Below are 17,979 nucleotides of genomic sequence, written 5' to 3' on the forward strand. Positions count from 1 at the left end.
TTAGCTCAAGTAGCTAGGCAAGCTCGGAGTTCCTTCCGGCAGTCTGGTTGCAACCTGAAGACCCGCTAGACCGCTCTGATTTAGATCAACTGATCCAAATCAGAGCGGATAGTTTTTTATAGGTGATTTTTGTTTTATTCAACGCTTGCTTTTAAAACTTAGATGGCAATGCCTATGGTTTTTCCTAGCCAACGCCTTTAAGTTTTGTTAAAAAGAAAAATATTTTGGCTCAAACCTTGGCAACTGATTCAGATGTGAACAATAGCGTCTATCTACCAAGTCTGATTTAAATATACACATACGCATTCTGTCTAGTTTATCCTCCGATCCTTTCTCCGTGGAGAATAAAAGGGGTTTGCCTTTGTCAAAGGCAAAATGTAACAAACATATAACTAGGAATTTTTTAATATGGCACAACTACTCACCGAAGCGGAAATTCAAGAACAGGCAAAAGTTCTGTCAGGTTGGACTGTTGAAGACTCTAAGTTGCAGATTAGCCGCACATTCAAGGATTTTATCCAAGCAATTGAGTTTGTAAATAAACTGGTGGAGCCGGCTGAATCGGCAGGACATCATCCAGATATAGAGATTTCCTACAATAAAGTAAAGATTATACTCACAACACATGATGCAGGTGGGTTGACGCCAGCAGACTTTGATTTAGCACGGGTGATTGCCAAAATCAACTAAGTGATTTCTTCTGATATCTTGCACTATGCGGGCTACCCTGCCAGAAGGCTTTGCCTAATTTTATATAGCCGAGCCAGTGTGTTCTAACTGGTGTGCGATTTCTAATAGGACTAAGTGCAAGAAGTGATTTTTCCTGACAAGCTGCTAAGTGTCTAAAGCTTTGAGTAAATAGGGAGCGAATCCCCTAAACCGTACTCCCTACTTAGATATTTACATAAGTATGTGTGACAGTTATTAAGGCGATCGGTTCAATGTTGCCATATAGATCAGATGTTTTATAATGTTATGATATGAACATATGTTTTTGCATAAGTTAATCAGATAAGTTTTTAACCCTAAGTTAATCGTTTATTAGCTTTGCAAAAACTAAAATTGTAGTAGTGGCAAGTATGCCTCATTGAAAGGTTTCATTGAGATATCGCATTTTTGAGAATTAAGTGCAACGAAGCCAATTATCTAAACAAGGTGTGAGGAGTAAAGGAAAATGTCTAATCTCTTGTGGAAATCCTTAGTGGTTAGCCCAGCAGTTTTGGGAGCAGCATTGTTAGTTTCGACAACAGCAATGGCGGCCCCAAGCACAACCACTGAAGTATCAGCAGCCAAACAACCGGGTGTAGGGGAAGTTGCCCAACAGCCAGAAATATTGGCTCAAACAACCATAGATCAAGTTAACCGCTACAGTAACGAAGGCAAGCAAAATACCTCTCAGTCTCAAGTAACATCGGTTTCGCAATTTTCCGACGTACAACCCACCGACTGGGCATTCCAAGCATTGCAGTCCTTGGTTGAGCGCTATGGTTGTATTGCAGGTTATCCAGATGCCACTTATCGCGGTAATCGTGCTTTAACCCGGTATGAATTTGCCGCTGGTTTGAATGCCTGTTTGAATCGGGTTAACGAATTGATCGCCACAGCAACAGCTGACATGGTGACCAAACAAGATTTAGCTACCTTACAACGGTTGCAAGAAGAGTTTTCCGCAGAATTGGCAACCCTACGCGGTCGTGTAGATTCCTTAGAAGCGCGGACTGCTGAATTGGAAGCTAATCAGTTCTCGACTACTACCAAACTAGTCGGTGAAGCCATTTTTGGCGTTACTGATGTGTTTGGGGGTAACACTGGTGACAACAACAATACTGTCTTCCAAGATCGGGTACGTTTAGACTTGCAAACCAGCTTCACCGGTAGAGACGTTTTACATACTCGTCTTGCAGCAGGTAATGCAATAGCCTTTTCACAATTTGATAACGCTGGGAATCAGATCCCTACTGCTGAAGGCATACAAACATTTCAAGTTGATAGCACTGGTGGCAATTCTGTCACTATAGACCGCTTGACTTATGAAGTTCCCATAGGCCCAGCCAACGTTTACTTAGCAGCTAGTGGTGGACGACACAGCCATTATGCAGCCGTCAATAATCCTTACTTTTTTGACAACACCGATGGCGGTAACGGCGCTTTATCTACCTTTGCTTCTGAAAGTCCCATCTATCGTATTGGTAACGGTGCAGGTATAGGGCTGAATCTACCCCTTGGTAAAGGTGGCGGTATTTTGGGAAATAGTTCAATCACTGCGGGTTACTTGGCATCGGAAGCTAATAATCCTGGTCTAGGTCAAGGTCTAGCCAACGGTGACTATGCTGCTTTAGGACAGTTAAACTTTAGTGTTGGCGATCGCGTGGCTTTAGCTGCTACTTATGTTCACGGATATAGTGGCGCAGGTGGTGCTTTATTTAACTCAACTTCCGCGACAAACGGAATTACAAATGTTGGAGTAGTAGGTACTAATCAAGCTAACGCTCTAACTATAAATGGAGCTTCAACTAATTCCTACGGCGTGGAGGCTGCGTTTAGACCCAGCGACAAGCTGTCAATTAGTGGCTTCGTCTCTTACCACGATGTCATCGGCTTCGGTGCAAATGATGATTATCAAGCCTGGAGCTATGGTCTTGGGGTAGCCTTACCTGATTTCGGTAAAAAGGGTAACGTTTTAGGTCTTTTCGCGGGTGCAGAACCCTATTCCTTTAACCGACCAGGTTTTGTTGGTAATGATATACCTTATCACTTTGAAGGCTTCTACAAGTATCGTGTCTCGGATAACATCTCTGTTACCCCTGGTGTAATCTGGTTGACCTCTCCTGGTCAAAACAGCAATAACGACGATGCGATTATCGGTACGCTGAGAACAACTTTCACCTTCTAGAGTGTTGACTATCCACTGAGAATTTTCAACTCTATTGCTCCCCGCCATCAGGCGGGGATTTTTGTTGTCGCTAGCAAGAATGAATAAACCCCAGTATGTAACCGGAGTATACTATAAAAGTTAGGAGTTGTGAGTTAGAAGTTATGAGTTATCGCGGATTTTATCTGAATAGACCACAGGAGGGTGGTGATTGTAATGCCCACTCCACAAGTGACTTATGCCGTGAGCAACTTTATCTGAGCGAGCTTTTCTAATAGAGCTTGGCTGTATAAAGTTACATATTACGTAATATCCTAATACCAATTTTGAATTTGGGATTTTAGATTGAAGGAAAAATCTAAAATCCAAATTGAATGACTCACAACTCCTAATTGGAGGCGGAGCTTTCCAAGGCTTTGCTGCTAATTCCTAACCCTTAACTTATTGCTGCTTGTGGAACTATCGTGTAAATCGGAATACGCAATTCTGGCCTTATTAGAGATGGCCGCTCATTACGAAAGTGGCGAACCTCTGCAAATTCGACAAATTGCAGCACAACAAAACATACCCGATCGCTATCTGGAACAGCTGCTAGCAACTTTGAGGCGTGGGGGTATAGTCAAGAGTCAGCGCGGATCAAAAGGTGGCTATCTGTTGACGCGATCGCCCCGGAAAATCATTCTTTTTGAGATTTTGGAGTGTTTAGAAGGGTTAGAGGCGCGGGCTGGTGAAGAAAACGTTAATTCTAAAACAGTAGACAGTTCGGTTATAGAAGAAATTTGGCAAGAAGCAAGTCGCGCGGCAAATTCAGTGTTGCAAAAATATACACTCCAAGAGCTTTGTGAAAAACGAGATTCCCGGCGGCAGTTGGATATCATGTACTACATTTAATCAAGAGTCATTTGTCATTTCTTATTTGTCCTTTGTTGAAAACTAATGACCAATGACTAATAACTAATAACTAATAACTAAGGACTAAATTATGCGAATAGCTCGTAACATTACAGAACTGGTTGGCCGTACTCCGCTAGTGCAGTTGAACCGCATTCCTCAAACCGAAGGATGTGTTGCGGAAATTGTAGTGAAACTGGAAAGCATGAACCCATCGGCATCAGTCAAAGACCGGATTGGGGTGAGTATGATTAACGCCGCCGAAGAGGAGGGGCTGATTACTCCTCTTAAGACAGTATTGGTAGAACCCACCTCTGGAAACACAGGAATTGCCCTAGCAATGGCAGCAGCAGCCAAGGGTTATCGATTAATTTTGACAATGCCAGAAACAATGAGTGGGGAACGACGGGTAATGTTGCGGGCTTATGGAGCAGAACTAGAACTAACACCAGGTATGGAAGGCATGAGTGGGGCAATTGGGCGAGCGCAGCAAATAGTTAATACGACACCAAATACCTATATGTTGCAGCAGTTCCGCAATCCAGCCAATGCAAAAGTGCATCGGGAAACTACAGCAGAAGAGATCTGGGAAGATACCGATGGACAAGTAGATATAATTGTGGCGGGGGTGGGCACAGGTGGTACGATCAGTGGTGTAGCAGAAGTGATTAAAGCACGCAAGCCTAGTTCTAAGGCGATCGCAGTTGAACCAGCCAATAGCCCAGTATTATCTGGGGGACGGCCAGGATCACACAAAATCCAAGGAATTGGTGCTGGGTTTATTCCCCAAGTACTAAAGATAAAATTGATTGATGAAGTGATTACCGTCACCGATGAAGAAGCGATCGCCTACAGTCGGCGTTTGGCAAAAGAAGAAGGGCTACTATCTGGCATTTCCAGTGGAGCAGCTTTATGTGCAGCAATTCGCGTTGCCCAACGTCAAGAAAATAGGGGACGTTTAATTGTAATGATTCAGCCCAGTTTTGGTGAGAGGTATTTGAGTACGCCGTTGTTCCAAGACCTGGAGGCAAGGTTAGCCGCTAGCGTCAGTTAACGATACATTGAATTAATGGTCAATTCTAAGCACGTTTCTAACCATTACGAAACTCTCAAAGTTAGTCCAAGTGCTAGCCAATCGGAGATTAAGCAAGCTTACCGCCGCTTGGTTAAGTTGTTTCATCCTGACAGTAATCACCAAACAGCCGATCACGAGCAGATTATCCGCATCAATGCAGCCTATGAGGTTTTAGGCGATAACCAAAATCGTCGTAATTATGACCAACAACTGCAAGATGATTCCCAAAAATTAAATAGCGATCGTCAACAGCGTACAGCATCAGTTCAAAAGCATTACCAGACAAGACGAAAAACAGGGCGGGAAGCTGACGAGCAAGTAGACGAATGGCTGCGCCAAGTTTATCAACCAGTCAATCGTCTGGTTTGTGGTATTCTCTATTCCCTAGAGGAGCAAATGGAGCAATTAGCAGCTGATCCCTTTGATGATCAGTTGTTAGATGAATTTCAGGAATACTTAAAAACTTGTCGAGATGACCTCAAGCAGGCACAAATTACTTTTCGCTCCCTGCCGAATCCCCCTAGTCTAGCAAGAACGGCGGCTCACCTCTACTACAGCCTTAATCAAGTAGCAGATGGACTCGAAGAGTTGGCTTATTTTCCTTTGAGCTACGATGAGCGTTATTTACACACAGGTCAAGAACTATTCCGCATAGCTACGAGATTACACTCTGAGGCACAAGCGTCTGTAAATTAATCAAGCTCAGAATACACTCTAATAATTTGTTATCGCACCTTTTCTAAATTTGAACTTTCAAAGCAGACACTAAGACAGAAGCTACATTCAATAGTTTGGTTTAACGCGCTGCATTCTTTGCCTGTGGTAAGGTGAGAAAATATGCTTTTCTGATGCAGTAACATTCACAGGACTTACGCAACTGGCATAAAGAGCGGCGAGACTTCGCCCTGCCACGCAGTACTTTAAATCAGACCAAACGCATACAAACGTCTGGACGTTTTAGTTGCTGAATCAGATAATTAGAAAGCAAGTTGTGCTTAATTCTATAAATAGTTTGACCTGTTTGATAAGCTAAATTCTTAAGTCTAAGCCAAACCAACATTGAACAAACAAAAACTGTATCATCAAAGATAATATAAGCATCTTCGTCAGCGACAATTAAATCTTTTACATTCTCCCAAAGTAAACGAGGAGTTAACCTTTCATTCTTTAAATAATAATTAATTTTATCATGACTAATATTTTCTAAGTGTTCTGCTAAATTAGTCATAGTATAGTTAATTTGACTACTAAGTAAATATTGACAATAATTAAGTTTAGTAAATTTCATTGCTAACTGATTTTTTCATACACCCACAGCTTATTTTCTCATAAAATTTTTCAGATGAATTTACACAATTTATTATTGTTAATAATTAGAGTCATATATCATCAAAGACATCTACGCTCTTCAATACATTTGTACTATTAAATTGCGATGCCTGCGGCGAGCGAAGCTATCGCGCTGTACCAGTTGCGTAAGTCCTGAAACTGTGGGAAGTAACAATAGGTAAAGAAATTCGCACTCTCACTGGCCATTCCAATGGAGTAAATTCCATTGTCTTTAGTAGAGATGGGAAAACTCTGGTTAGCGGTGGTCAAGACAAAACTATCAAACTGTGGGAAGTAGAAACAGGTAGAGAAATTTGCACTCTCAGTCATTTTAATTCAGTTGAGTCTGTCGCCTTTATTTTTAATGGAGGTTGGCTTGCTGCTGCCGACGATAGCGGGAATATCAAAATTTGGCGACGCAGCTAGTCTGGCAATAATAGCGTCAAAATAGTATTAATACTTGACAAAGTATTTCGCTATTAGCATAAACTGCCTAGAAATTTATTTCCGGTTTAATAACGCAAGTCCATTAAAATGTAGGATTTGTGGGAGTTAAAATTAAAGCATATATGAACGTCAGGTTGCATCCTCATGCACAAGCGCGATTAAATGAACGTGGGGCAACAGAAACAGAAGTTATTGCCACAGTCGAACATGGTGTTACTTTTCCTGCTCAATCTGGTAGAACTGGATTTAGATGTAACTTTCCCTTCAATGCTGAATGGAATGGAAAGTTTTATAGTACTAAAAAAGTTGAGGCAATAGCTGTTCAAGAGAAAGAATACTGGTTAGTTATTACAGTCATCGTTAAATACTTTTAAAAGGGAAATTTCAATGAAACTTACTTACGATCCAAGATACAACATAGCTTATATCTATTTCCAAGACAAAACTGCACAAGTAGAAACAATTCAAGTCAGCGAAGAAATGAATGTAGACATTGCTCCCGATGGCACGATTTATGGAATTGAATTGCTCAATGCTAACCACCAATTAAATGCTGATGAACAGGGTAAGTTAATCGTAGTCAATGAAGCATTAGGAGAATCTGCGGAATTTAAGTTGTTACTGTAATCTGAACAATCTCAAATTATACTTTTACTATGACTTCTTCTCCGCACTATATTCCTCAATCTGACCCGCCGCTTCCTCCTTGGGAAACTCTACCAACGATGTATGATTTACCAAGTGACAACCCAGAGGAACCAGGTTTGCCAGATGATTTTCTCTTTTTACAACCCTTACTTTTATACTTAACTTTTCAGCCCATTAACTGGAATCCAGAGCTAGTTTATAGTGCTGCTGACCTTAATCTCTACTATGATCTTCAGCATCCTTTGTGGTGTAAGCGCCCAGATTGGTTTGGTGTAGTAGGGGTAGAAAATTATACAAAAGGCAGGACTTAGGTTAAGTTATGTAACTTGGCAAGAGCCAGCAAATCCCTTCGTGGTTGTTGAGTTATTATCTCCAGGTACAGAAGACGAAGATTTAGGCACAAGAAGAGAAAGTGCAGCAGATAAACCTCCTAGCAAATGGGAAGTTTATGAACGAATTTTGCGGATTCCCTACTATATTGTTTTTAGTCGCTACACTAATGAACTTCGGGCTTTTCAGTTAGTCGGTGGTCACTATGAACCGATGAATTTGACTGATGGATGCCTACTAATGCCAGAGATAAATTTAAGTTTAGGCTTATGGCAGGGTTCATTTCGAGATATTGAAAGGTTGTGGTTAAGATGGTTCACTTTAGAAGGAGAATTAATTCCCGCACCTACAGAGTCAGCTGTTGCTGCAACTCAACGAGCTATCATTGCTGAACAAGAAGCTACAGAAGCTAAACAAGAAGCTACGGAAGCTAAACAAGAAGCTGCTCAAGCCAAACGAAAAGCAGAACAATTAGCAGAACGTTTGCGTCAGTTAGGTGTGAATCCTGATGAACTAGATGAATTATTGTAGCTTCAGGAGTCTTTTCTGATACGCAGCATGATTTTCTGCTTTTAAGGAATCACCTGTACTCAAAAGTTTGATAGCCGATACCAAGGCAGTTATTTAATAAGAATATTTGCTCCCAGAAAGATTAACTTTTGAGTGCGATGTCTACGACGAGCTGCGCTAACGCATATTCACCACTTGAAATACATATAATATTTCCTTCAGGAAGTCTATAGCAACGTCAGTTTTTCAGAAAAACTATGATGTTATGCTATATCGTTACTGTTCGCAATGGCGTAAGTCCTGGCAAAGCCTCCTCTTTCTTGACCACAGGCAGAGCCTCTGGTCATACATTAAGAGTCTTAAAACTCTTAACGAGGCGACACAAGCCTTTGGGCTTTTCTTAGTGCGATTCGTTACTCTTCCCAAAGTCATTGTAAATTGGGTTACTAGGGCTAATATAAGGTTCAGCAGCAAATTTTAAAGGCGATATTCGCAGATATTACCGCAGACACTGGTTATGTTGCGGCTGCTAAAATATTTAAATATAAGTACTATGATCAAATTACCCCGGTAAAAATCGTCTATTTTGTAACACAAGACCATTAAAAAATTGTAGAAAAGTGTATTTCCTTGTCTCCGTAGTGGTGCTAATCTCAATTTTAAGGATATTATCAGCCTTTATCTGCTAGAGCTTCTGACTTTCAGCAAACTAGATAATTTATCAACAATAAAATCGCTAGGAGTGCGATGAGATGTCACAGTCCCCTATGACAAGACCAGAGATAGCTGCTGGAACTCTAATCGATAACCGCTATATTATCCAAAAACTTCTGGGACAGGGAGGATTGGGGCGAACTTACTTGGCGTTTGACACTCGTCGGTTTAATGAACCTTGTGTTCTCAAAGAATTTGCACCCATTGGCACAGGGGAGAGTGGACTGGAACAATATCGCAACTTATTTAAAAGAGAGGCAAAAATTCTTCATCAATTGCAACATCCTCAAATTCCCAAGTTTTTGGCTTGCTTTGAAGGAGATGGTCGGCTATTCCTAGTACAAGAGTATGTTGACGGTAAAACATATTCTAGGCTACTGGGAGAACTTCAACGTCAAGGAAGAAATTTTTCTGAAGAGGAAGTTATACAGTGGCTAAAGAATCTGCTACCTGTTTTGGAATATGTCCACCAGCACAACATCATCCATCGAGATATTTCTCCTGACAACATCATGTTACCTGATGGCAAGGATCTGCCAGTGCTGATTGATTTCGGTGTAGGCAAGCAAATTGCTGACATGAATGAAGCGAGAAGTTCCAACCACCAGGTGACGTTTGTTGGCAAAATGTCCCTTGTCGGCAAAGTGGGATATGCTCCCCGCGAACAGATTAGCTTGGGTTTATGTTCTCCCTCTAGTGACCTTTATGCTTTGGGGGTAACAGTTATTGTACTACTCACAGGTAGAGATCCATCTTTACTAATTGATCAGTATTCCTTAGAATGGAACTGGCGTTATTATACTTATATTACTGATAGTTTAGCTCAAATACTCGATTGCATGTTGGCAGATAGACCTAACAAGCGATACCAAACAGCCAGGGAAGTTCTTATAGATTTAGAGCGGATTGGAGAACCAGAAGTGGCAATGACTCCTGGAATCATGCTTGATGATTTGCCTACCACGGTATTTAACCCGGAATTTCAGGCTATCTCGGCAATATCGCCGTCATACAACCAACCTGGAGAAACAATAATTAGTTTATCTAGTTCATCTGCTAGTCCGCAAATGGGGCAAATTGAACAACAACAACCTTCACTCAAACCAGCGTTTATCAAATCTTGTCAGCAAAAGCTAGCCTACCACATCGGGCCAATGGCAAATCTGATTATAGAAGAAATATTAGCTCCAAATCCTTACATTTCGCCTGACCAATTTGTTGAACTTATCGCCAGGGAAATTCCTGACTTTAAAGCAGCTTTTGAATTCAAAAAAAGCTTATTTTCATAGATATTTGAACAATGCGTGAATGCGTGAATGCGTGAATTTTTAATTGTTAATCCCCTATACCTCCCTGAGTGCGTTTGATTCTTTTCATTGCCATTTCTAAACTTAACTGCATCCGTCTAAAAGCTTTAGCTAAATTACCGATTTCATCATTAGACATCTGCTCAAATTCAACTTCCATATGTCCGGTACTAACTTCTTCGGCTATGCGAGTCATGCGTTTGAGAGGCATAACAACTTGTCGATTCAAGAAAAAGTTGACTAACAAAATAGTCGCTATAAATATAGTTGATACAATTAGCATAATGAGTAAGGAAGACTGATGAGCTTTATTGATCACATTCTTCGCAGGGACTGATATAATTTGAGCGCCGACAATTTCATTCAGCTTCCACCCAAATCCATTTGCTGCACCATAAAGAGTAATCATACTTTGAGGTGCAACTTCAGGTGTGTTATGACACTTCAGACAGCTTTCTTCCGAAATTGGTAGCGGACGAGCAATATAAAAGATATCCCCACCAGGAATTGAGCGAAATCCGCTCAATTCTTTCAGGTCTGATTTATTTCTGAACCTTTCTACAATTTCCGTCTCAAAACTGTCAGCCTTATCCCGAAGATTTGTGGGATTGAGAGTTGCTTCTTTATAAAAGAAATCACGGTAGTCTGTTGTTTTCCGTAAAATCTCAAATACCTCCCGTGCTGAATATGCAGGCACACTTTGCGGCAAAAACTCAGTTTCCAATTTATCAGCTAGCTCTGGATTCACTTGAGTACTGGTGTATTTACGAACAGAACTCATTGTTTGCATGAGCATCAGAGCAGTTGAGCTAATATCTTGTTTAGCATTTTCCCTGAGCAGAGAAGAAAGAGCAAATCCACTCAAGCTCAAACCGAATGTCAGAATTACAAGTAGCAGAATTGTAAACTTTTGTTTCAAATTCAGATTTTTCAGCATAATTTCAGATTACTTACAAGTCAAATTATTATCAGCAAATATGACTAAAGTCATTGTTTACTCTAGCATGAGCAATTAATTAAATATTTTAGTGTAAAGGTGATAAATTAGCTAAAAATATTAGGGTATACCCAACTTTATATTAGTAATTATTGAGGTTAATGAAAATGTTCTTTAAGTAACTAAGTTCCAAAAAGCTACAACAGCAAAACAAAATTGAATTTCCAAAAATTCGTATTGGCTGTTCTGATCCCGTGCCAAAATAAATACCAGGAATTGTCAAATATTACTAATGGTGTGGAATGCAGGAAAGTCTTTATTCGGTGGACGCTACATTATTGAAAGCCAACTAGGCGAAGGCGGAATTGGCATTACTTATCTTGCCAGAAATCAACAAAATCAACTGCGAGTGATTAAAACTCTCAAAGAAGAAATCCTGAATCACCCCGCTTGGATACTCCACCGAAACAAGTTACGGCAAGACTTCCGGGATGAAGCAGTTCGGCTGGCGGTGTGTCACCATCCTCATATAGTACAGATAGAAACCATCTTCGATGACGGAAATTTGCCCTGCATGGTGATGGATTACATCGAAGGCGAAGATTTAGGACAGCGCTTAAGGCGGGTAGGGGTGCTATCAGAAGCAGAAGCGCTGCTGTACATCCGGCAAATTGGCAAGGCTTTGACCCTAATTCACTCTAAAGGACTGCTGCATCGGGATCTGAAACCACGTAACATTATGATCCGCATTGATAAATTAGAAGCAGTGCTGATAGATTTTGGCATCGCTAGAGAATTTATTCCCAATATGATCCAAAAGCATACAGTGTATCGCACTCCTGGTTTTGCCCCACCTGAGCAGTATGAATCAGAAGCGCCACGAGGCGAATACATTGATATCTATGCCCTAGCTGCTACCTTGTATAATTTGCTCACCGGCGTTATACCGACGAGTGCAGATGATCGGCGTCACAATATTAATTTAGAACCACCACAATATTTTAATCCTAACATCAGCAACAGGGTCAATCAGGCTATTATGTGCGGAATGGATCTGGAGTCAACCTATCGTCCGCAGTCTGTGCAGGAGTGGTTAGATTTATTGGGAACTGAACCTGGGGAGGATGTAACAGCAAAGTCATCTACCCTAGCGATAACGTCTAGATTTAAACCATCTCGACCTGTTGTATTAGATCAACAGAACTGGCAATGTGTACAGACCCTAAAAGGTCATTCTAGTATGGTTCATGCGATCGCCATTAGTCCAGATGGGCAATTTATTGCTAGTGGCAGTAATGACAAGACTATCAAACTTTGGCAACTGCGTACTGGCAAGCTAGTGCGTCAACTGGGTCGTTGGTCTTCTGGTCATTCCAGTATGGTTCATTCCGTCGCCTTTAGCCCAATCTCCTCAAAGCTTTCTTATCAAGGGGAGTCAGGCAAATCTGCAAGAATCGCAGACCTGAAGTGGGGGGTTTTAGCTAGCGGTAGTTGGGATAACACAATCAAATTATGGGATGTAAACACAGGCAAAGAAATTCGTACTCTCATTGGTCATGCTAATTGGGTGAATTCCGTTGCCTTTAGTCCAGATGGCAAGTTTCTGGCTAGTGGCAGTGCTGACTGCACAATTAAAGTGTGGCAGGTACACACAGGCATAGAAATCCAAACTATCACAGGTCATTGTGACTCAGTTTCGTCAGTCGCCTACTCTCCGAGAACGCCGACAACGAATAGCAAGGATAGACAACTTCTAGCTAGTGCCAGTAATGACTACACCATCAAACTGTGGCAAGTATACACAGGCAAGAACATTTGCACACTTACAGGTCATTCCTTCTTCGTCAACTGTATCGCCTTCAGCGAGGATGGGGAAATTCTCGCCAGTGGCAGTGCTGATAACACGATTAAACTGTGGCATGTAAATACAGGCAGAGAAATTCGTACTCTCATTGGTCATTCTGATTCAGTTTGGTCAGTTGCCTTTAGCCAGGATGGGCAATTTCTCGCTAGTGGCAGTTGGGACAACACTATCAAACTCTGGCACGTAGACAGTGGCAGAGAAATCAGCACACTTACAGGGCATTCCAATTATGTTAGATGCGTCGCCTTCAGTGCCAATGGACAAATCCTAATTAGCGGTGGTGATGACGACACTATCAAGATTTGGCGACGCGGATAATAAATAATTCGTAATTCGTAATGGGCTACGCCCCGCTACGCTAACGTAATTCATAATATTTTTGCTGAGTGTGGTTAGTGACTTTTAAACCTACAGATAGAAATGCGATCGCTCCAAATTTGTGACAATAATAACGTCAACCGTGATTATTGAACAATAATTTTTATGGGCTTTGGTATTGGTGATTTATTCTGGATTTTCCTCCTTCTGACTTCTTTGCAACCCCTTTGGCAAAAACGTCAAATAGAATATCGGCGCTTGCGTGCTTTACAACAATTCCAGCAGGAACGTAAAAGTCGGGTGATTTTGCTGATTCACCGTCAAGAGTCCATTAGCTTCCTGGGAATTCCCATATCTCGCTACATTACTATCGAAGACTCAGAACAAATATTGCGAGCAATTCGCCTTACACCCCCAGATGTGCCAATTGACTTAATTTTGCACACTCCTGGTGGTTTGGTTTTGGCTACAGAACAAATCGCCAGAGCATTAATTCGCCACCAGGCAAAAGTCACAGTCTTTGTACCGCACTACGCCATGAGTGGGGGTACAATGCTGGCGATCGCCTCGGATGAAATTATTATGGATGCTAATGCTGTCTTGGGGCCAGTTGATCCCCAACTGGGTAATTACCCCGCAGCGAGTATCCTAAAAGTAGTTGAAGATAAACCCATCAGTGAGATTGATGACCAAACTCTAATTATGGCTGACCTCTCACGCAAAGCAATTCAGCAGGTACAGAGGTTTGTACGAACTCTGCTAAAAGACAGTATACCTAAACAAAAAGTTCTGCCAGAAAATATCGAATCGATTATTGAAGCCTTGACAACTGGGCGCGTCACCCATGACTATCCCATCACTATTGAAGAAGCAACAGAAATGGGGCTGCCCGTAACCGTCGGACTGCCCCATTCTATTTATGATCTCATGGATCAGTACCCACAGCCACAAGGAGGGCGACCCAGCGTGCAATATATTCCTATGCCTTACAATGACCGCCGTCCAACTCTACCTACACCCAAGGGCAGACCCTTAGAAGAACCAAATCAGATGACTTGAGGCTTTGAGTGAGGTAGGAATTTTTTGTGGCAACTAGGGTGTAGTTGTTGGTGTAGCTGTTGGTGTAGCTGTTGGTGTACTTGTTGGTGTAGTTGTTGGTGTAGACATCGGTGTAGACGTCGGTGTAGCTGTTGGTGTTGGTGTTGTAGTTGGTGTAGTTGTTGGTGTAGCCCTTGGTGTTGTAGTTGGTGTAGCCCTTGGTGTAGCCCTTGGTGTAGCCCTTGGTGTAGCCCTTGGTGTAGTTGTTGGTGTAGCTGTCGGCTGACTGAAGACTGTCTTTGCTTCCTCATTCAGCTTTTGGCGGAGTGCTAAATTAGCAATTCCAGTTTCTTGCAACTGATATTTCCTCTGATACTCCTTCACCACTGTTTCCGTCTGTGAACCATAAAAATGATCGCGCGGGAGGGGAGGATTTGGCTTCACCACTGCATTCAAATTTCTGTGCAGAATTTGAACGATGTTAGCAGCAAACTGTTGGGTTTTTGGCCCTGCTATCCCATCAACTGGTTTTAGCTTATAACCCGTCTGAAATTCACGAATTGCCTTTTTAGTTTCTTGATCCGTCAAAGGACTATTTGTTACCTTGACGTTATAGCCTAACCCCCGCAATACAGCACGGAATTGCTGGGGCGTATAGCTACGTTGAGAGGCTGCGAAACCTGTGTCTGCAATTACCACACTAGCAGTTATCAGGCAAGTAACAGCAAAGGTCGCGCTTGATTTTCCAAACCCACACCACATACTTAAAACTCCTTTGGATTAAATCAGCAGGATTATAAAGGTTAACAGCTGCATTTTAAGTTTGTTTAATAACTTTTTTCGCGATTATTTAATGATTTTTGAATAATTTGTGAATTGTTTTTGTAAAATTCACTTTAAATTACAAAGTTTATTGTATGTCATCCATCCAAAGGAGTATCTTGTATTAGCAAAGATAGTTATCATTCTTGAACACTAAATTACAGTATGGATGCATAGATGTGCGCCCGTGTCAACTTCAAGCCAGGGCGAATTATGAGGCTGTTGGTCAATTCAGGATGGGTTAAACTCCCCATCCTTAAAACATTGTTTTGCGTTGGTTTCACGCCCTGCAATAAATTGCGGGCTAATAGCTAAAGTCCTTGAAACGCACTCAAATTAAAGAAATTAAGATGGATTGAGGCTGATGGGTTAGACCCCGCAATCAATTCGCCAACACGCGCTTTTAAGGTTAAGTTGACACGCATGAACAGATATGATCCCCTACTGGGGTCTACTAAACTGCAAATTGCTGTAATTTCTTGGAAAAAGCCGAAAATAAATCAAAGAGCTTATATTCAAAATATTCCCAGAATGTATAATATCTAACAAAATATGAAAGACATAAAATCTTCTAAGCAGCGCAATCTTTGGTTTGAAAGATTTATGGCAATTACTGCCACCGTAAATTTAGGTTTAGTGTTGTTTGATTTAAGTTACGTACCTTGGCGAGATTTTTACTTGCGAAAACTTCCCCAAATTATTAAGATTTATGACCCAATAAAAGGTATTGAAGCTCATCGAGATACAAAAAGTTATCTAGAAACAGTAGACGCATTAGAAGAACAAGTCAATCAAACAGGGTTACAGTCGTCTCAGGTAAATAGCAGGCTAATACAAATAAGTCGTCTTAGTAGCGAGATGATTGACAGCAACCCGTTTGCGGGAGTGAATAAGAGTGGTACCCTAGAAAAAATCAAAAGGCGGATGCGCGATCGCATCGGCAAAGAATCTGCAAAACAGTCCTTTGCCACTTTTTGGAGTCAACCTTACTTATCACAACATGGCTGGATTCAAGAAATTAATTTTTTCAACCAAAGCATCCGCCCTTTGATTGCCTCTAACTACTACCGCCAAATCGGGGAAAATGGGGAATTTGTTGATGATTTCTGGATTATTGACTTACCTTTTGTGATTTTATTTGGCGTAGAATTGCTGGGGCGTACTTTCTTGCTCAGACGCCAACATCCTGGTTTTAGCTGGTTGGAAGCAGTATTGTGGCGTTGGTACGATTTATTTTTACTACTGCCATTTTGGCGGGGGTTGCGAATCATACCTGTATTAATTCGCCTCGATCAAGCGCGGTTATTTAATCTGCATCCAGTGCGAAAGCAAATTAATCAGGGGATTGTCGCCAATTTTGCCGAAGAACTTACAGAAATTGTAGTGGTGAGGGTAATTAATCAGGTTCAAGGTTCAATTCGGCGGGGTGAGTTAACGCACTGGCTCTCACAACAGGAAAATTTACGTCCCTACATAGATATTAATAATGTGAATGAAGTCGAAGCGATCGCAAGTCTTTTGCTAAAAACAATTGTCTACCAAGTGCTACCGGAAATTCAACCTGCGATCGTTGCCATTTTGCGCCACAATATCGAAACCGTCTTCCATCAAGTCCCCGTCTACCGCAAACTCCAGAACCTCCCTGGCGTGGGACAGGCCCAAACCCACTTAAGCGAACAACTAGCAACCCAAATCACAACTAATCTTTACAAAACTTTAGTTAGCGCTGTTGAAGACCCTGTTGGCGCAAAACTCACCAGTAAACTCGTAGAAAGCTTCAGCGACGCCTTGGGAGCGCAAATAAAGGAAAAACACGTACTTTCAGAAATTCAGAGTTTACTTTTTGACTTCTTAGAGGAAATTAAACTCAACTACGTCCAGCGTTTGTCCCAAGAAGACATAGACCAAATTATCGAGCAAACCAGGCAGCTACGAACACAAGTATCAGTTCCAGCAGTAGTGGATAAAGCCAATACTCTGCCAGAAATACGCCAAGGGTAGAAAGAACAGGGGAGTAAGAATTGAAGAATTTAGATTTGAGACTTCGACTTCTCTTTGAGACGCTACGCGAACCTCAGTCGAACGATTAAAGAATTGAAATTTAATCCAAAATCCAAAATCTAAAATCCTTGCATTGAATTGCCCTTTTTCGCCAATGCGCGACTATAAAAGAAATGCGCTAAACTCGAATTAGGCGAATCATCATTGGTTCGTCACAAGACTTCTTGGAAGATATACCTATCGCAGGAAGTGGGTCGATGCCCACTTTTTTTATTGAATTCTCTCATGGCTCATCCTTTAGTTCCACAAATTATTGATTTGGCGACACCAGTGGCAGAAGAACTGGGATTGGAAGTGGTTGGCGTAGTTTTTCACACTAACCAAAGTCCACCAGTGTTGCGGGTAGACATTCGCAATCCTCAGCAAGACACCGGGTTGAATGATTGTGAGAAGATGAGCCGTGCTTTAGAAGCCTCCTTAGATACTGCCCAAATCGTTCCAGATGCCTATGTCTTGGAAGTGTCTAGTCCTGGTATTTCACGGCAACTGGTAACAGACAGGGAGTTTATTTCCTTTAAAGGATTTCCTGTCATCATCTCCACTTCGCCACCCTACGACGGACAACAAGAGTGGACTGGTCAGTTGATTCGCCGAGATGAGACAGCACTTTACTTAAACCAAAAAGGTCGTGTAGTCGAAATTCCCCGCTCCTTAATTACTAAGGTGCAGCTAGACGAGCGCCGATAAACAAAGGGCTAGGGCTTAGGAGTTAGAGATTAGAGTGCGATTCGCTCAAGGCTAGAGGTTAGGGGCTAGAGGTTATGGACTAAGGGCTAGAGATTAGGGGCTAGTGTAAAGCTATTCTCTAATCCCTGG

The 17,979-nt window shown here is 41.7% G+C and carries 15 protein-coding genes and 2 pseudogenes; 14 read left to right on the plus strand and 3 right to left on the minus strand.

The window, feature by feature from the left end:
• Positions 1 to 408 precede the first annotated feature (408 nt).
• The 5 genes from HWQ23_RS00825 to HWQ23_RS00845 all read left to right on the plus strand — a co-directional run bounded on the left by HWQ23_RS00825 (position 409) and on the right by HWQ23_RS00845 (position 5,534).
• The gene (locus HWQ23_RS00825) at positions 409 to 690 is read left to right on the plus strand and encodes a 4a-hydroxytetrahydrobiopterin dehydratase (RefSeq protein WP_292822879.1); all 282 of its coding nucleotides are present in this window, start codon (positions 409 to 411) and stop codon (positions 688 to 690) included.
• Between the two features lie 484 nt (positions 691 to 1,174).
• Positions 1,175 to 2,893, plus strand: coding sequence for an iron uptake porin (locus tag HWQ23_RS00830; protein ID WP_292822880.1), 1,719 nt, complete (start codon positions 1,175 to 1,177; stop codon positions 2,891 to 2,893).
• Positions 2,894 to 3,325: 432 nt separating this feature from the next.
• On the plus strand, positions 3,326 to 3,763 hold the full coding sequence (locus HWQ23_RS00835) for an RrF2 family transcriptional regulator (RefSeq protein WP_292822881.1): 438 nt from the start codon (positions 3,326 to 3,328) through the stop codon (positions 3,761 to 3,763).
• A gap of 91 nt (positions 3,764 to 3,854) precedes the next feature.
• On the plus strand, positions 3,855 to 4,817 hold the full coding sequence (cysK, locus tag HWQ23_RS00840) for a cysteine synthase A (protein ID WP_292822882.1): 963 nt from the start codon (positions 3,855 to 3,857) through the stop codon (positions 4,815 to 4,817).
• Between the two features lie 15 nt (positions 4,818 to 4,832).
• Positions 4,833 to 5,534 (plus strand): J domain-containing protein, encoded by a 702-nt coding sequence (locus tag HWQ23_RS00845; RefSeq protein WP_292822883.1) that lies wholly within the window; start codon positions 4,833 to 4,835, stop codon positions 5,532 to 5,534.
• A 376-nt stretch (positions 5,535 to 5,910) separates the two neighbouring features.
• On the opposite strand, the pseudogene HWQ23_RS33555 reads toward HWQ23_RS00845, so the two are convergent.
• A pseudogene (locus HWQ23_RS33555) lies at positions 5,911 to 6,126 on the minus strand (IS701 family transposase); the annotation flags it as partial.
• A 227-nt stretch (positions 6,127 to 6,353) separates the two neighbouring features.
• Between HWQ23_RS33555 and HWQ23_RS00855 the strand changes: the two are divergent.
• The 5 genes and pseudogenes from HWQ23_RS00855 to HWQ23_RS00875 all read left to right on the plus strand — a co-directional run bounded on the left by HWQ23_RS00855 (position 6,354) and on the right by HWQ23_RS00875 (position 10,105).
• Positions 6,354 to 6,593, plus strand: a complete 240-nt coding sequence (locus HWQ23_RS00855) for a WD40 repeat domain-containing protein (protein WP_292822924.1) — start codon at positions 6,354 to 6,356, stop codon at positions 6,591 to 6,593.
• 143 nt (positions 6,594 to 6,736) lie between these two features.
• Complete coding sequence (locus HWQ23_RS00860) at positions 6,737 to 6,988, plus strand: DUF4258 domain-containing protein (protein WP_292822885.1); 252 nt, start codon at positions 6,737 to 6,739, stop codon at positions 6,986 to 6,988.
• A 13-nt stretch (positions 6,989 to 7,001) separates the two neighbouring features.
• Positions 7,002 to 7,241: a DUF2283 domain-containing protein gene (locus tag HWQ23_RS00865; RefSeq protein WP_292822886.1), complete on the plus strand. Its 240-nt coding sequence runs from the start codon at positions 7,002 to 7,004 to the stop codon at positions 7,239 to 7,241.
• A 29-nt stretch (positions 7,242 to 7,270) separates the two neighbouring features.
• Positions 7,271 to 8,123: pseudogene (locus HWQ23_RS00870) on the plus strand (Uma2 family endonuclease).
• A gap of 731 nt (positions 8,124 to 8,854) precedes the next feature.
• Positions 8,855 to 10,105, plus strand: a complete 1,251-nt coding sequence (locus HWQ23_RS00875; RefSeq protein WP_292822887.1) for a serine/threonine-protein kinase — start codon at positions 8,855 to 8,857, stop codon at positions 10,103 to 10,105.
• Positions 10,106 to 10,151: 46 nt separating this feature from the next.
• On the opposite strand, the gene HWQ23_RS00880 is transcribed toward HWQ23_RS00875, so the two are convergent.
• On the minus strand, positions 10,152 to 11,060 hold the full coding sequence (locus HWQ23_RS00880; RefSeq protein WP_292822888.1) for a c-type heme family protein: 909 nt from the start codon (positions 11,058 to 11,060) through the stop codon (positions 10,152 to 10,154).
• 292 nt (positions 11,061 to 11,352) lie between these two features.
• On the opposite strand from HWQ23_RS00880, the gene HWQ23_RS00885 reads away from it, so the two are divergent.
• Both HWQ23_RS00885 and HWQ23_RS00890 read left to right on the plus strand, forming a co-directional pair.
• Positions 11,353 to 13,242 (plus strand): serine/threonine-protein kinase, encoded by a 1,890-nt coding sequence (locus HWQ23_RS00885; RefSeq protein WP_292822889.1) that lies wholly within the window; start codon positions 11,353 to 11,355, stop codon positions 13,240 to 13,242.
• Between the two features lie 165 nt (positions 13,243 to 13,407).
• The gene (locus HWQ23_RS00890; RefSeq protein WP_292822890.1) at positions 13,408 to 14,301 is read left to right on the plus strand and encodes an SDH family Clp fold serine proteinase; all 894 of its coding nucleotides are present in this window, start codon (positions 13,408 to 13,410) and stop codon (positions 14,299 to 14,301) included.
• Between the two features lie 33 nt (positions 14,302 to 14,334).
• Here HWQ23_RS00890 and HWQ23_RS00895 read toward each other — a convergent pair whose 3' ends face one another.
• On the minus strand, positions 14,335 to 15,042 hold the full coding sequence (locus HWQ23_RS00895; protein ID WP_292822891.1) for a peptidoglycan-binding domain-containing protein: 708 nt from the start codon (positions 15,040 to 15,042) through the stop codon (positions 14,335 to 14,337).
• Positions 15,043 to 15,654: 612 nt separating this feature from the next.
• Between HWQ23_RS00895 and HWQ23_RS00900 the strand changes: the two genes are divergently transcribed.
• Positions 15,655 to 17,103, plus strand: coding sequence for a hypothetical protein (locus HWQ23_RS00900; RefSeq protein WP_292822892.1), 1,449 nt, complete (start codon positions 15,655 to 15,657; stop codon positions 17,101 to 17,103).
• 285 nt (positions 17,104 to 17,388) lie between these two features.
• Positions 17,389 to 17,850 (plus strand): ribosome maturation factor RimP, encoded by a 462-nt coding sequence (gene rimP / locus HWQ23_RS00905; protein WP_292822893.1) that lies wholly within the window; start codon positions 17,389 to 17,391, stop codon positions 17,848 to 17,850.
• Positions 17,851 to 17,979 lie beyond the last annotated feature (129 nt).

This window comes from Nostoc sp. JL33 (genome assembly GCF_017114985.1).
GTDB lineage: Bacteria > Cyanobacteriota > Cyanobacteriia > Cyanobacteriales > Nostocaceae > Nostoc.